The organism is Rhizobium sp. M1 (assembly GCF_002531805.1).
Classification (GTDB): Bacteria; Pseudomonadota; Alphaproteobacteria; order Rhizobiales; family Rhizobiaceae; genus Rhizobium; species Rhizobium etli_C.
In genome coordinates this window covers 63,684-78,724 of the sequence record NZ_NWSW01000010.1, presented here as the reverse complement: position 1 = coordinate 78,724, position 15,041 = coordinate 63,684, and the positions used below count along the sequence as shown (strand labels likewise).

17 protein-coding genes are annotated in these 15,041 nt (G+C 61.4%); 16 read left to right on the top strand and 1 reads right to left on the bottom strand.

Annotated elements, in window-relative coordinates; genetic code table 11:
• The first annotated feature begins 104 nt into the window (after positions 1-104).
• The 13 genes from flgF (at position 105) to fliP (ending at position 9,136) form a co-directional block, all read left to right on the top strand.
• On the top strand, positions 105-839 hold the full coding sequence (flgF, locus tag CO655_RS11365; RefSeq protein WP_010030152.1) for a flagellar basal-body rod protein FlgF: 735 nt from the start codon (positions 105-107) through the stop codon (positions 837-839).
• 95 nt (positions 840-934) lie between these two features.
• Positions 935-2,329 carry a flagellar protein export ATPase FliI gene (gene fliI / locus CO655_RS11360; RefSeq protein WP_097664723.1) on the top strand — a complete coding sequence of 465 codons (1,395 nt, stop codon included), beginning with the start codon at positions 935-937 and terminating at the stop codon, positions 2,327-2,329.
• A 2-nt stretch (positions 2,330-2,331) separates the two neighbouring features.
• Positions 2,332-2,874, top strand: coding sequence for a hypothetical protein (locus CO655_RS11355; protein ID WP_064681137.1), 543 nt, complete (start codon positions 2,332-2,334; stop codon positions 2,872-2,874).
• Between the two features lie 175 nt (positions 2,875-3,049).
• Positions 3,050-3,442 carry a flagellar basal body rod protein FlgB gene (gene flgB / locus CO655_RS11350; protein WP_097605642.1) on the top strand — a complete coding sequence of 131 codons (393 nt, stop codon included), beginning with the start codon at positions 3,050-3,052 and terminating at the stop codon, positions 3,440-3,442.
• A 5-nt stretch (positions 3,443-3,447) separates the two neighbouring features.
• A complete protein-coding gene (flgC, locus tag CO655_RS11345) occupies positions 3,448-3,864 on the top strand; it encodes a flagellar basal body rod protein FlgC (RefSeq protein WP_010029463.1) in 417 nt (138 codons plus the stop codon).
• 3 nt (positions 3,865-3,867) lie between these two features.
• Positions 3,868-4,209, top strand: coding sequence for a flagellar hook-basal body complex protein FliE (locus CO655_RS11340; RefSeq protein WP_010029464.1), 342 nt, complete (start codon positions 3,868-3,870; stop codon positions 4,207-4,209).
• A gap of 19 nt (positions 4,210-4,228) precedes the next feature.
• Entirely contained in the window at positions 4,229-5,017 is a 789-nt protein-coding gene (flgG, locus tag CO655_RS11335; protein ID WP_064681134.1) for a flagellar basal-body rod protein FlgG, read from the top strand.
• A gap of 16 nt (positions 5,018-5,033) precedes the next feature.
• On the top strand, positions 5,034-5,516 hold the full coding sequence (gene flgA / locus CO655_RS11330; RefSeq protein ID WP_097664721.1) for a flagellar basal body P-ring formation chaperone FlgA: 483 nt from the start codon (positions 5,034-5,036) through the stop codon (positions 5,514-5,516).
• On the top strand, positions 5,513-6,634 hold the full coding sequence (locus tag CO655_RS11325; RefSeq protein ID WP_097605640.1) for a flagellar basal body P-ring protein FlgI: 1,122 nt from the start codon (positions 5,513-5,515) through the stop codon (positions 6,632-6,634). The genes flgA and CO655_RS11325 overlap by 4 nt, the downstream gene beginning before the upstream one ends.
• Positions 6,631-7,170: a MotE family protein gene (locus CO655_RS11320; RefSeq protein ID WP_097605639.1), complete on the top strand. Its 540-nt coding sequence runs from the start codon at positions 6,631-6,633 to the stop codon at positions 7,168-7,170. The genes CO655_RS11325 and CO655_RS11320 overlap by 4 nt, the downstream gene beginning before the upstream one ends.
• Complete coding sequence (flgH, locus tag CO655_RS11315; protein WP_097605638.1) at positions 7,167-7,883, top strand: flagellar basal body L-ring protein FlgH; 717 nt, start codon at positions 7,167-7,169, stop codon at positions 7,881-7,883. Before CO655_RS11320 ends, flgH begins: the two co-directional genes overlap by 4 nt.
• A gap of 12 nt (positions 7,884-7,895) precedes the next feature.
• Positions 7,896-8,402: a flagellar basal body-associated FliL family protein gene (locus CO655_RS11310; protein WP_097605637.1), complete on the top strand. Its 507-nt coding sequence runs from the start codon at positions 7,896-7,898 to the stop codon at positions 8,400-8,402.
• Positions 8,399-9,136, top strand: a complete 738-nt coding sequence (gene fliP, locus CO655_RS11305; RefSeq protein WP_097605636.1) for a flagellar type III secretion system pore protein FliP — start codon at positions 8,399-8,401, stop codon at positions 9,134-9,136. Before CO655_RS11310 ends, fliP begins: the two co-directional genes overlap by 4 nt.
• A gap of 74 nt (positions 9,137-9,210) precedes the next feature.
• Here the strand turns inward: fliP and CO655_RS11300 are convergent, their stop codons facing one another.
• Positions 9,211-11,127, bottom strand: coding sequence for a glycosyltransferase family 41 protein (locus CO655_RS11300; RefSeq protein WP_097605635.1), 1,917 nt, complete (start codon positions 11,125-11,127; stop codon positions 9,211-9,213).
• 431 nt (positions 11,128-11,558) lie between these two features.
• Here CO655_RS11300 and CO655_RS11290 point away from each other — a divergent pair, with 431 nt between their 5' ends.
• From CO655_RS11290 to CO655_RS11280, 3 genes are all read left to right on the top strand, one after another.
• Positions 11,559-12,464: a flagellin gene (locus CO655_RS11290; protein ID WP_097605634.1), complete on the top strand. Its 906-nt coding sequence runs from the start codon at positions 11,559-11,561 to the stop codon at positions 12,462-12,464.
• 281 nt (positions 12,465-12,745) lie between these two features.
• On the top strand, positions 12,746-13,654 hold the full coding sequence (locus tag CO655_RS11285; RefSeq protein WP_097664719.1) for a flagellin: 909 nt from the start codon (positions 12,746-12,748) through the stop codon (positions 13,652-13,654).
• 246 nt (positions 13,655-13,900) lie between these two features.
• Positions 13,901-14,812, top strand: a complete 912-nt coding sequence (locus tag CO655_RS11280) for a flagellin (protein ID WP_097605633.1) — start codon at positions 13,901-13,903, stop codon at positions 14,810-14,812.
• The last annotated feature ends 229 nt before the right edge of the window (positions 14,813-15,041 follow it).

The window sequence follows — 15,041 nt, the reverse complement described above, 5'->3', positions numbered from 1 at the left end:
GCGCCCGTTTCTGAGATGCCGCCTCAGCGAAATTCCGGCCGAACCAGATCAGACGACGCCCGGCTTTTCGTTCCGTTCATCGCCAATGCTTGGAGCTTTCCGACATGCAATCCGGTCTTTACGTTTCTCTGTCGTCGCAGATGGCGCTCGAAAAGCGCCTGAACACCATCGCCGACAACATGGCCAACGTGAACACGACCGGCTTTCGCGCCACCGAGGTGAAGTTCGACGAGATGGTGGCGGCCACCAAGAACAAGCTGAACACCAAGGTTGCCTTCGTCTCCCAGGGCAATGATTATCTGAACGAGCAGAGCGGCGAGTTACAACATACCGGCAACATGCTCGATTTCGCCGTCAAGGGCGATGCCTGGTTCTCGCTCGATACGCCGGCCGGCCGCGTGCTGACGCGCGACGGCCGCTTCACGATCAAGGAGACCGGCGAGCTCGTCTCGATCCGGGGATATCCGGTTCTCGACGCTGGCGGCGCGCCGATCCAGCTCGATACGAAAGCCGGCGAGCCGGCGGTCGGCACCGACGGCGTCATCTATCAGGCCGGCCGTCAGGTCGGATCGCTCGGGCTGTTCGAGGCCGATATCAGCAAGGGTTACCTGCGCTACGAAAACAGCGGCATCATGACCACCGATCAGCCGCGCGCCGTCGTCGACCGCTTCAATGTCGGCGTCGAGCAGGGATATCTGGAAAATTCCAACGTCAACGCCATGCGCGAGATTACCCAGCTGATCGAAGTCAACCGCGCCTTTGAAAGCATCTCGTCGCTGATGCGCGACAGCGAGGATTCGTTCAAGGAAGCCGTCCAGACGCTTGGGGGCAGCCGCTAATGCATGTCGCCCAAAAGTGTGCAGCGGTTTTGGGAGGACGCCATGCATAGGAACAAAGACCGAAAATGCGTCGCATCTTCCGGTGGGATTGAAGCATGAGCACGCTACTGTCCGAGGATGGCCTCTCCCCGAAGCTGGCACATCTGGCAGGTCTCGTCGAGCAATATGCATTGCCGGAGTTCGCGATTGCCCATGGCGGTCGCGTGCAGACCATCGCCGCCGGCCACTACACCGTTCGCGGTCTTTCCCGCCATGTTCGTCTCGGCGAGTTCGTGGCGCATAAATCCGCCTCCGGCGTCCATCTCGGCGAGGTCGTTCGTGTCGAGCCGGAGCTGATCTACGTCTGCCCGATCGAACCCGGCGAGCCGATCGGCATCGATGATACCGTCATCCGCAAGGGCGCCTTCCGCATTTCGCCGTCCGACAGCTGGTGCGGGCGCACCATCAACTCGCTTTGCGAGCCGATCGACGGGCTCGGTCCGATCGTCGAGGGCCTCGATCGCCGCTCGATCTCCAATACCGCGCCGCCGTCGATGACCCGCCAGCGGGTCGGGACCGGCTTCAAGACCGGCGTGCGCGCGATCGACATCTTCTCGCCGCTCTGCCTCGGGCAGCGCCTCGGCATTTTCGCCGGATCGGGTGTCGGCAAGTCGACGCTTCTGTCCATGCTCGCCCGCGCCGACGCCTTCGACAAGGTCGTCATCGCGCTCGTCGGCGAACGCGGCCGCGAGGTGCGCGAATTCATCGAGGATACGCTCGGCAGCAATATGAAGAAGGCGATCGCCATCGTCGCGACCAGCGACGAGAGCCCGATGCTGCGCAAGATGGCGCCGCTGACGGCGATCACCATTGCCGAGCATTTCCGCGACAAGGGCGAGAATGTCCTCTTCATCGTCGACAGCGTCACCCGTTTCGCCCACGCGATCCGCGAGGTGGCAACCGCCTCCGGCGAGCCGCCGATCGCGCGCGGCTATCCCGCGTCGGTCTTCACCGAACTGCCGCGCCTGCTCGAACGCGCCGGTCCAGGCCCCGAGGGCGCCGGCACGATCACCGCGATCATCTCGATCCTCGTCGACGGCGACAACCACAACGACCCGATCGCCGATTCGACGCGCGGCATCCTCGACGGCCATATCGTCCTGCAGCGCAGCCTCGCCGAAGAAGGGCGTTATCCGCCGATCGATCCGCTCGCCTCGATCTCGCGTCTTGCCCGCAAGGCCTGGACGCCGGACCAGGAAAAGCTGGTGTCGCGGCTGAAAGTGTTGATCCACCGCTTCGAGGAAACGCGAGACCTGCGCCTGATCGGCGGTTACCGCCAGGGCGCCGATCCCGATCTCGACATGGCGGTCAAGCAGGTCCCCATCATTTACGACGTCCTGAAACAGGCGCCGGGCGATCGTCAGTCGGTCGACGCCTTTGCCGATCTCGCCGGCGCGCTGAAGGCCGCAGCCGGCATGGGCAATCCGGGCGCACCCATCCAGAGGAGATAGACGTGGCTGAATTCGACGACGAACGCATCGCTTCGCTGAAGCAGCGCAGGAAGGGCGCCATGCTGGATCGGTTTCTCACCTACACCGGCCTGGCGCTTGCCGGCGCTTCGGCCTTTTTCCCCTGGTACGTCTTCTTCAACGCCGACAAGTTCGGCATCAACGTCGCCGCCAGCAGCAATTCGCGCGAACTGCCGGATTGGCCGGCCCGCAACGTATTCAGCGTCTCGCCGCTGGCCATGGTCAACAAGAACGAGGCGGCCAAGAAGGTTCCGCCGGTCGATCCGCTGACGACGGCAACGGTCTCCGATCTCGGCAAAGCGCGTGATGGCGGCGACTTGCTGGAGGAGCAACCTTTCCCCGGCAAGTCTTCCTTCCGTCTGCTGCATGTCTCCAACGGCCGGGCGCTGATCGAGGATCCCTCGGGCATGTATGTGGTGCGCATCGGCTCGGTCCTGCCCGACGAAAGCCGCCTTGCGACGCTGGAGCAGCGGGACGGCAAGTGGGTGATCATCACCTCCAAGGGTGAGATCTACAAGAACGACTGAACCGCTTCGCAAAGGCCGAAGGCAACAGGGGCTCCGCCGCAGACCGGCAGGAGCCCTTTCTCTTATGCGGCCCCTCTTATGCGACCTCGCCGAAAGCGCCTCCAAGCCCGATTTCCGGTAAGTCCCACGCAAGATTACCGCACTAGGTTCGGGCTAGTAAAAACGGAGAGTTCTCATGCAACCGATCCAACTTTTCGACTTGGCTTCGCGACAGGCGGAATGGCTGACGATCCGTCAGCAGGTTGTTGCCGGCAATATCGCGAATGCCAATACCCCGAAATTCCGCGCCAAGGACGTCACGCCGTTTGACGCTGTCCTGGACAAGTCCGACATCGCCATGGCGCGCACCAATCCGGCGCACTTCAGCGGCAACGATCTCAGCGACAGCGCCGATATCGATGTCAAGGACGCTGCGCTCGACCAGGAGATCGGCATCCAGGAATCCGGCAACACCGTCGGACTGGCCGAGGAGCTTTCGAAGTCGGGCGACATCAAACGCCAGTACGATCTGAACACCTCGCTGGTCAGCTCCTTCAACCGCATGATGCTGATGACCGTCAGGAGGTAATTGTCATGGATCCGCTTTCCGCCGCTATGAAAATTGCCGGTTCGGGGCTCGAGGCGCAATCGACGCGTCTGCGCATCGTCTCGGAAAACATCGCCAACGCCCGTTCGACCGGCGACACGCCCGGCGCCGATCCCTATCGCCGCAAGACGATCACCTTCGGTCAGCAGATGGACCGCGCAAGCGGCGTCGAGACGGTCAACGTCAAGAAGGTCGGCGTCGACGAAGGTGATTTCAGCACCGAATTCGACCCCAGCAACCCGGCTGCGGACCAGAAGGGCGTTGTCAAGCTGCCGAACGTCAACATCCTGGTCGAGATGGCCGACATGCGTGAAGCCAACCGCTCCTACGACGCCAACCTGCAGACCATCAAGCAGACCCGCGACCTCATTTCGTCCACGATCGATCTTCTGAAGAGCCAATAATAAATGATCAGCAGCGTCCAGAATGTCAGCAACCTTTCGATGACCCGTGCGCTCGGCGCCGTCGACACCGAAAATTCCGCCTCATCGTCCGCAACGACCATGCCGGGCACCGCGGGTGCGGCCAACGGCATGAGCTTCGCCTCCGTCATGGGCAACATGGCGACCGAGGCTGTCAACAGCCTGAAGGGCGCCGAAAGCATGTCCTTTGCCGGCATCAAGGGCACGGCGACGACCCGTGAAGTCGTCGATTCCATGCTCCAGGCCGAGCAGACGCTGCAGACTGCGATTGCCATCCGCGACAAGGTCGTCTCGGCCTTTCTCGAAGTCACCAAGATGCAGATGTAACTGATTTGAGGACGAACACATGAGAGCGCTCGCCATTGCAGCAACGGGCATGGATGCCCAGCAGACCAATCTGGAAGTCATCGCGAACAACATCGCAAACATCAACACCACAGGCTTCAAGCGCGCTCGCGCCGAGTTCACGGATCTGCTCTATCAGACCGAACGCGCCAAGGGCGTCGCCAACCGCGCCAACCAGGCCGTCGTTCCCGAAGGCGCCAATATCGGTCTCGGCGTCCAGACGTCTGCGGTGCGCAATCTGCATCTCCAGGGCGAACTCACCCAGACCGGCAACGATCTCGACATAGCGCTGATCGGCAAGGGCTTCTTCCAGATCCAGTCGACCGACGGCACCACGCTCTATACCCGCGCCGGCGCCTTCAACAAGAACGACCAGGGCCAGCTCGTCACGATCGATGGCTACGAAGTCCTCCCCGGCATCACCATTCCGCAGGGTTCGACCGAGCTGACCGTCAGCCGCTCCGGCGAGGTCTCGGTCAAGCTGCCGGGCGCCACCGATACGACCGTGCTCGGCCAGCTGACCCTTGCCGACTTCGTCAACGAAGCGGGCCTGCAGCCGATCGGCGACAACCTCTTCCAGGAAACCGCCGCCTCCGGCGAGGCCGTCGTCGGCAATCCCGACGAGGAAGGCTTCGGCTACATGAAGCAGGGCTATCTGGAGTCCTCGAACGTCGATCCGGTGAAGGAAATCACCGAGCTGATATCGGCCCAGCGCGCTTACGAAATGAACTCCAAGGTGATCACCACCGCTGATGAAATGGCCTCCATCGTCAGCAAGAACCTGAAGTAAAGGGAAGGGCCGAAACATGATGTTTTGCCGGGCAGGACACATCTCGGGATGGGTGGCGGCAGCCATGATCGCAGTCGCGGGCATCGTCATGCCCGCAGGCGCCGACGCCGGCATGGGTTATGCCGTCGTCCCGACGACAATCATCTACCCCGGCGATACATTGTCGGCCAGCCAGCTCCAGGAGGTTGAGGTCACCAACCCCAACCTTGCCGGCGATTTTGCCAAATCCATCTCCCAGGTCGAAGGCCTGGTCTCCAAGCGCACGCTGCTGCCGGGCCGCACGATCGCGGTTTCGGGTCTGCGCGAACCCTATACGGTGACGCGCGGCTCTTCGATCCGCCTGGTCTTCTCGCTCGGCGCGATGACGATCTCGGCCGCCGGCACGCCGCTCGAAGACGGCGCCACCGGGCAGCTCATCCGCGCGCGCAATATGGATTCCGGCGTCATCGTCAGCGGCACGGTGCTTGCCGACGGCACGGTCCATGTGAGGGCAAAATGAGATTGTTGTTCCGTTTCCTGACCCTTGCCGCGGTTCTCGCCATGAGCATGGCCGACGTCGCGCCCGCCTGGGCGCTGACTTCGCGCATCAAGGATATTGCATCCCTCCAGGCCGGCCGCGACAATCAGCTGATCGGTTATGGCCTCATCGTCGGCCTGCAGGGCACCGGCGACGGATTCCGGTCGTCGCCCTTCACCGAGCAGTCGATGCGGGCGATGCTGCAGAATCTCGGCATCTCGACGCAGGGCGGCCAGTCCAGCGCCAAGAACACCGCCGCCGTGATGGTCACCGCCAACCTGCCGCCTTTCGCAAGCCCCGGCAGCCGTATCGACGTGACGGTGAGCTCGCTCGGCGACGCGACGTCGCTGCGCGGCGGCACGCTCGTCATGACCTCGCTTTCCGGTGCCGACGGCCAGATCTACGCCGTCGCGCAGGGCTCCGTCATCGTCTCCGGCTTTCAGGCGCAGGGCCAGGCGGCGACCGTGACCGAAGGTGTGACCACCGCCGGCCGCGTGCCGGGCGGCGCCATCATCGAACGCGAGCTGCCCTCCCGCTTCAAGGATTCGGTCAATCTCGTCCTGCAGCTGCGCAATCCCGACTTCTCGACGGCGATCCGCATCGCCGACATCGTCAACGGTTATGCCTCGGCCCGTTTTGGGGGCCCGGTCGCCGAAGCCAAGGATTCGCAGGAAGTGGTGATTCAGAAGCCGCGCCAGGCCGATCTCACCCGGCTGATGGCCGATGTCGAAAACCTCATCGTCGAAACCGATACGCCGGCCAAGGTTGTCATCAACGAGCGCACCGGAACGATCGTCATCGGCTCCGACGTCCGCGTCTCGCCGGTCGCCGTCAGCTACGGCACTCTGACGGTCCAGGTCACCGAGACGCCGCAGATCATCCAGCCGGAACCCTTCTCACGCGGTCGGACCGCGGTCCAGCCGCAGACCGATATCGCGGCTGAGCAGACCGGAGGACGCGTCGCCATCATCGACGGTCCCGACCTCAGGACCCTTGTCGCCGGCCTCAACAATATCGGCGTGAAACCGGATGGCATCATCGCCATTCTCCAGGGCATCAAATCGGCAGGCGCCCTGCAGGCGGAGCTTGTGCTGCAATGAAGATGATCCTGAACCCCGACCTGACGGTCCTGCAACTGCTGCGCCGGCTGGCGCTGCCGGCAGCAGGCCTCATCCTTCTGTCGATTCCCGGCGCCTTCGCGCAGCAGCACCCGGAGGGGGACATCACGTCCGAGGACGAGATCAAGCAATTTTGCACCAACATCGCCGATCCCGCCCGCGACCAGCGTTACCTCCTGCAGAAGCAGGAACTGGAAAGGCTTCGCGCCGACATCGACGCCCGCATGGCGGAGATGGACAAGCGCAAAGCCGAATATCAGGATTGGCTGAAGCGGCGCGACGACTTCCTCAAGCAGGCGGAAGCCGGTCTCACCGAAATCTACAGGAAGATGAAGCCGGATGCGGCCGCACTCCAGCTGCAGGATATGAAGATCGAGGTGGCCTCCGCCGTGATCATGCGGCTCGGCCCGCGCCAGTCGAGCCTCATCCTCAACGAGATGGACCCGCAGAAAGCCGCCGTCATCGCCAGCGTCATCGCCAGTGCGTCCGATCCCAATACGTCGAAGGATCCTTCATGAACATGCGTTTTTCGGCCGCGATCGCCGCCCTCGCACTCCTTGCAGGCTGCCAGTCCCCGACGGCGGTCAGCGAGATCGGCCGCGCGCCCGCCATGAGCCCGATCGGCAGCGGTCTTGCCTATGGTCAGACGCCGCAGATGGCGCTCTATCCGAAGCAGCCGCGCGCCGTCGCGCAGGGCTATTCGCTGTGGAGCGATTCGCAGGCCGCCCTGTTCAAGGATGCGCGCGCGCTCAACGTCGGCGACATCCTGACCGTCGACATCCAGATCAACGACAAGGCCTCCTTCGACAACGAGACCAACCGCAGCCGCACGAATTCGAGCGGCATGAACTGGGACATCAACGCCCAGATCTTTGGCTGGACGCCCGAATCCAAGACCGACCTGACCTACGGTTCCGACACCAGCACCGACGGCAAGGGCAAGATCGAGCGCACCGACAAGCTCACCCTTCTGGTCGCGGCCGTCGTCACCGGCATTCTCGAAAACGGCAACCTCGTCATATCGGGCTCGCAGGAGGTGCGCCTGAACCAGGAGCTGCGCATCCTGAACGTCGCCGGTATCGTGCGTCCGCAGGACGTCAACGCCGACAACCAGATCTCCTATGACAAGATCGCCGAAGCCCGCATCTCCTATGGCGGCCGCGGCCGCCTGATGGAAGTGCAGCAGCCTCCGCGCGGCCAGCAGGCCGTCGACCTTTTCTCGCCGCTTTGAGGCCGAACGACGATGGCAGACGCAGACTTAGGCGCAGGTCAACCGAAGAAGAAATCCGGCCCGCTGATGACGATCATCGGCGTCGCCATCCTGACCTTGCTCGGCGCCGGCGGCGGCTGGGCGGTCGGCACGATTGTCGCACCCGAGATCAAGGGCGCCAAGGAGGCCGAACAGGCCAAGGACGCCGAGGCCAAGAAGAAGGCCGAGGAAGGCCTGGCGCGCATCTCGACCGAGGCCAACAACGTCGTCCAGCTCGAGCCGATCACCTCGAACCTCGCCTACCCCTCGGAAAACTGGGTGCGGCTGGAAGTCGCGCTGCTGTTCAACGGGCCGCCTGACGTCAAAGTTTCGGAGGATATTCACCAGGATATCCTCGCTTATATCAGGACCGTTTCCCTGCAGCAGATCGAGGGCCCGCGGGGCTTTCAATATCTCAAGGATGACATTCAGGAACGAGTTGACCTTCGCTCGCAAGGGCGGGTATCGAAGGTCATGTTCAGGACATTTGTCATCGAATGATTCGATTTATAATTTTCCTTGCCGCCATGATGGCGGTACCGGAACTGGCGGTGGCACAGCAGCTGCCGACTGATTTGTTGAATGTGCCGGTCGATGGCTCCGTCGCCGCGTGGATCATCCGCACTTTCGGCCTGCTGACCATCCTTTCGGTCGCGCCGGGCATCCTGATCATGGTGACGAGCTTCCCGCGCTTCATCATCGCCTTCTCGATCTTGCGCTCCGGCATTGGCCTCTCCTCGACGCCTTCCAACATGATCCTCTTGTCGCTGTCGCTGTTCATGACCTTCTACGTCATGTCGCCGACCTTCGATCAGGCCTGGCAGAACGGCGTGCAGCCGCTGCTGGCCAACCAGATCAACGAGACCGAGGCGGTCCAGCGTATCGGCGAACCCTTCCGCACCTTCATGGCGGCCAATACCCGCGACAAGGACCTGGCGCTGTTCGTCGATCTGGCGCGCGAACGCGGCCAGAATATCCAGACATCAGATCCGATCGATTACCGGGTGCTGATTCCGGCCTTCATGATTTCCGAGATCCGCCGCGGCTTCGAGATCGGCTTTCTCGTCGTGCTGCCGTTCCTCGTCATCGACCTCATCGTCGCAACCATCACCATGGCGATGGGCATGATGATGCTGCCGCCGACCTCGATCTCGCTGCCGTTCAAGATTCTCTTTTTCGTGCTGATCGACGGCTGGAACCTGCTCGTCGGCAGCCTGGTGCGCTCGTTCAGCTGATACGCCGCCGCCCATCATTGGCCACAAAAACCCCGCCGGAGCGATCCGGCGGGGTTTTTCATGCAAGTCGAACCTTACTCGGAAGCGAACGGGGCGGTGCGCGGCGGCAGCGCCGGAATGTCCATGTGCTCGGGGGCGAGATGCTGTTTGGCGCGGTCGGCCATGATTTCGTAGGCCTGCTCCAGATGATTGCAGAAACGTTCGGCGTCAAAGAGCGGCGCGATATAACGCTGCTCCTTCAGGCGCGCCTTGTATTCGGCGATCCGCCCGGGATTCTGCGCCAGCTCGACGGCAAGATCCTCGTAGGCCTGCAAGTCGCCGGCGACGAGCTCGGGCAGATCGATTGCTCTCAGCAGGCTCTCGCTGACGCGTGAGGCGAAATTGGTGCCCTTGACGGTCAGAACCGGCAGGCCGCCCCAAAGCTGCTCAGAGGTGGTCGTGTGGCCGTTGACGGGGAAAGTGTCGATGCCGAGGTCAGCCGCCTGCTGGCGGTCGATGTGCTCTTCATAGGGCGCGCGCGGGCAGAAGATGATCCGCTTGGGGGAAATGCCCGCGGCCTGGAACTGCTTCAACAGGTTCGCCTGGTTGCGCGGCGTATTCGCCATCAGCCAGAGCACGCTGTTCGGCGCCCGCTTGAGAATCCGGCACCAGCTGTTGATCGTTTCCGGTGTGATTTTGCGGTTGCCGTTGAACGAGGCGAAGATGAACGCCTCTTCCGGCAGGCCGAGCTGCTCGCGGCTGACCGGACGCGGCTTCGGACGATGCGTCGGGTCGTTCGGCTGGTAGCTCTCCGGCAGCCGGCAGAATTTCTCGTGATAGAAAGGCTTTGCAACCTCGGGCAGGACGGAATGGTCGCCGATGACGTAGTCGAGGTCGATGTTGACCGTGCTGCCGGGAAAGCCGAGCCAGCCGACGTGCACGGGTGCCAGCGGCAGGTTGAAGGCTGCCGCGCGGCTGCCTGACGTATGGCCCTTCAGATCGACCATGATGTCGATATTATGCTCGCGCACGACTGCCAGCACCGCCTGGTCGGAGAAGCCGTGAATGTCGACGATCCTGCCCCAGCGGCTGCGATCGGTGTCATTGTGCTTCAGATATTCCGGGCCGGTATGGCAGAAGAGCGTCACCTCGAACCGGTCCTTGTCATGCAGCTCGAGGATGCGCTGCAACAGCTTCATCGTCGCGTGGCGATCCCAGAAGTCCGACGACATGTAGCCGATCCGGATCTTGTCTGACCATGTGTGCGGCTGGTTGCGGCGGAAAGCTATCCGTTCCTGGTTGAGCGGCGTGGTGCCGATCGTTGCATACCGGTTGAAATCCTCGTTGCCGCACCAGTGCAGATGATAGAAGGGGTTGTCCTTGCGCAGGACCTCGAGATCGCCCTTTGCCAGGGCCCCATCGATCACCGCCTGATGCTTGGCCGCCTCTTCGAAATCGTTGAATTCGCGGGCGAAAACAAGATGGAGAAAGCGGAAGGCGTGATTGCCCGGAAAACGCTTGAAGAGGTTGCGCGCAAGCGTCTGGTTGGTCGCGTCGTTGAGATCGTCGCTGAGCAGCAGGGCCGCCAGGCGCATGTGATCGGGATTCATGCTTTCCGACAGCACCGTCTTGAACGGGCGGATGATATCCCGCTGCTGGCGCTTCAGATAGATCGCGGTGATGATGAAGGCGAGTTCGGCATCTTCCTGCGCCCTGCTGAGGTTGCGCATGGCAATCAGCAGCGCTTCGTCCTCGTTGCCGGTCTCGTAATAGAGCTTGGCAGCCTGCTTCTGATATTCGTAGGCGTTCGGTCCTTCGCAATTGCCGGCCAGGCCATAGGCTTTCGCGGCATCGGCTTTGAAGCCGAGCTGCACGAGGTTCTTGGCCAGCAGCGCGTAGGTCTTGGCGTCCTGCTGGATATCCATGAGCTGGTTGAGCGTCGCCAAGGACTGTGTGTAGCGGCCCGCCTGATAATCTCTGGATGCCGCAGAGAACGAAACTTTGCTGTTCAAAACCCAACTCCGTGAAGGAAATGTTCTGGCATGGCTGTCGATCGCCCGGCGTAGGCACGGGCCCTCCTCCCCGAAAACGGGTGGATGATCCGATGGTGCTATCCCGGCACCTGCCACATTGCCATCCGAAGCTTGCTTGAAACCGGTGCGTCTGATGAAGCCGCGTCCTTTCCCAAGGGAAAACCCCTTCTTTCCCGGTCGGTTAGCATGCGAGCGAATAGATTCAGCCAGCATTAACTATGCGAGGTAAGGAGCCGGCACGGCGCCTCGATTTTTAAGAAGTTGGCAAGCATTGGCTGCGAGATTGCCCTGGACATGACGGGTTTGGGCCAAACAAGCAGGCGCCGAGTAGCATGAAGCTGGTCCGTCATCGCCGGTACTACAGTCCGGTATGTCCTCCTTTTTGTATCTAGTTTCCAGGGGACAGATTTATGACAAGCATTAACACCAATTCTTCCGCACAGGCCGCTCTCCAGACGCTGCGCAACGTCAACCAGAACCTCAACAGCACGCAGAACCACGTTTCGTCGGGTTACCGCGTCGAAAAGGCTTCAGACAATGCTGCGTACTGGTCGATCGCAACGACTATGCGTTCGGACAACAAGGCACTCTCCGCCGTTTCCGACGCTCTCGGCGTAGGCGCTGCCAAGGTCGACACCGCTTACACGGCAATGGATAGCGCCATCGACGTCGTCGGCGAAATCAAGGCCAAGCTGGTTGCCGCAACGGAAAGCGGCGTTGACAAGGCCAAGGTCCAGGAAGAAATCGGCCAGCTGCAGCAGCAGCTGCTCAGCATCGCTCAGTCGGCTTCCTTCAACGGCGAAAACTGGGTTGCCGGCGCTGCCGGCACCAAGAGCGTCGTTTCCTCCTTCGTCCGCGACGGTTCCAACGCCGTTTCTGTCAAGACGACCGACTATGTTCTCTCCAGCACCTCCATGGGTAACGTTCTGTTCGGCATGAGCGCTGGCGCGGTTGAAACCTCGTCGGGTATCCTCGGTACCTCGTCGGGTGCGACCGGTTCGATCTACTCGATGAGCATCACCAACTTCACCGCCGGCCAGATCCAGACGGCTCTGACCAACGTTGAATCTGCTCTGAAGGCCATGACCAGCGCTGGCGCTGCTCTCGGCTCGCTCTCCAAGCGTATCGACCTGCAGGACAACTTCGTCAACGCGCTCAGCGACTCGATCGACTCCGGTGTCGGCCGCCTCGTCGATGCCAACATGGAAGAAGAGTCCTCCAGGCTCAGCGCCCTGCAGACCCAGCAGCAGCTGGCGATCCAGTCGCTGTCGATCGCGAACTCCTCTTCGCAGAACATCCTGTCGCTCTTCCGTTAAGATCGGTTGGCACAAGGTTTCCAAGTTTCGCGGCCGGGTCGTCCCCGGCCGCGAAATGTTTTAAAATAAGGTTAATGAAAACTCTCCTAAGTATCAGATATTTTTAGGCTATTTTCGATTTTGGTTTAGCTTTCCTTAACCATCTTGCTGTTTTCTAGGCCCATCGAAACGGCGAGTTAACCCTAACAAAGACGGTTAACAGGCATGATGCTGATCGCTGTGGGCCGGCCAAAATCCGGAATGTCCCTTTTTAAGATCTGCCAACAAGGGGCAAGCAAATTATGACGAGCATCAACACCAATAACGCTGCAATGGCAGCCCTCCAGACTCTCCGCGGCATCAACCAGGGTCTCCAGGAAACCCAGGCTCACGTTTCGTCCGGCTACCGCGTCGGCAAGGCTTCCGACAACGCTGCTTACTGGTCGATCGCAACGACCATGCGTTCGGACAACAAGGCCCTTTCGGCCGTTTCCGACGCTCTCGGTCTCGGCGCCGCAAAGGTTGACACCGCCTACGCTGCCATGGACAGCGCCATCGACGTCGTCGGCAACATCAAGGCCAAGCTCGTTGCCGCAACGGAAAACGGCGTTGACAAGGCCAAGGTCCAGGAAGAAATCAGCCAGCTCCAGGCCCAGCTGCTCAGCATCGCTCAGTCGGCTTCCTTCTCCGGCGAAAACTGGGTTGCTGGCGCTAACGGCACCAAGAGCGTCGTCTCCACCTTCGTCCGCGACGGCTCCAACGCCGTTTCTGTCAAGATGACCGACTACGTTCTCTCCAACACTTCCATGGGTAACGTTCTGTTCGGCATGAGCGGTGGCGCGGTTGAAACCTCCACGGGTATCCTCGGTACCTCGACGGGTGCGACCGGCTCGATCTACTCGATGAGCATCACCACCTTCACGCTCGGCCAGATCCAGTCGGCTCTGACCAACGTCGAATCGGCTCTGAAGGCCATGACCAGCGCCGGCGCGGCCCTCGGCTCGGTCTCCACCCGCATCGGCCTGCAGGAAGACTTCGTCAACGCGCTCAGCGACTCGATCGACTCCGGTGTCGGCCGCCTCGTCGATGCCAACATGGAAGAAGAGTCCTCCAGGCTCAGCGCCCTGCAGACCCAGCAGCAGCTGGCGATCCAGTCGCTGTCGATCGCGAACTCCTCTTCGCAGAACATCCTGTCGCTCTTCCGCGGCTAATAACCCGCAGAAAACATCGGTCCGCCGGCCTCGGCGGACCCCCGGGATTCGAGCCGCGCTTCGATGAAGCGCGGCTTTTTAATTTCCGTTAACGGTTGATTAACCATAATGCTGTTTTCTCAGGTCAACGAGACGGCGGGTTAACCGAAATTAAGAGCCGGTTAACAGGCATGAGGCTGATCCCCGTTCCCGGTGGCTTTCCGGAATGTCCCTTTTTCCCACCTGCCGACAAGGGGCAATCATTTCATGACCAGCATTTTGACCAACGTCGCGGCGATGGCCGCTCTTCAGACGCTCCGCGGCATCAACGACAGCCTCGAAAGCACGCAGAACCGCGTATCCTCGGGTTACCGCGTCGAAAAGGCCGCCGACAACGCCGCCTACTGGTCGATCGCAACGACCATGCGTTCGGACAACAAGGCACTTTCCGCCGTTTCCGACGCTCTCGGCCTCGGCGCCGCCAAGGTCGACACCGCTTACTCCGCCATGGACAGCGCCATCGATGTGATCAGCGAAATCAAGGCGAAGATCGTCGCGGCAACAGAAAAGGGCGTCGACAAGACCAAGGTCCAGGAAGAAATCGGCCAGTTGCAGCAGCAGCTCCTGAGCATCGCGCAGTCGGCTTCCTTCTCCGGCGAAAACTGGGTTGCCGGCTCTAACGGCACCAAGAGCGTCGTGTCGACCTTCGTGCGCGACGGCAACGGCAATGTCTCGGTCAAGACGACGGACTACGTCCTGGACACGAGTTCCACGGGCAACGTTCTCTTCGGCATGACCTCGACCGGCACGATCGAGACGAGCTCCGGCATTATCGGCACATCATACGGTACGATCGGCTCGATCTACTCGATGGATATCAGCACCTTCGGTACGGTTGAGATCTCCATGGCGCTGACCTCGATCGAGGCCGGCCTCGAAGCCATGACCAAGGCTGCCTCGCAGCTCGGTTCGATCTCCACGCGTATCGAACTCCAGGAAAACTTCGTTGGAGCGCTGAGCGATTCGATCGACTCGGGCGTCGGCCGCCTCGTCGACGCCGATATGGAAGAGGAATCGAGCAAGCTGACGGCGTTGCAGACCCAGCAGCAGCTGGCGATCCAGTCGCTGTCGATCGCCAACTCCAGCGCGCAGAACATCCTCACCTTGTTCCGCAGCTAAAGCGGCCGCTGAAGCTGGACCGAATCTTGCGCCGCCATCCGGCCGCAAGCAGAAAACCATCTGGACCGCGCCCGAAATGGCGCGGTTCTTTCTTTTATATCAATGACTTGCCAGGATGCGTGCTTCGCTGGTCGCGCTTGCCGCTGCGCTCTTGCCGAACAGGTTGATATCGAGTTAACTTCACCTTGAGTTGATTTGCTTTTGCGACACCCGGTGGAAATTTCGCCGG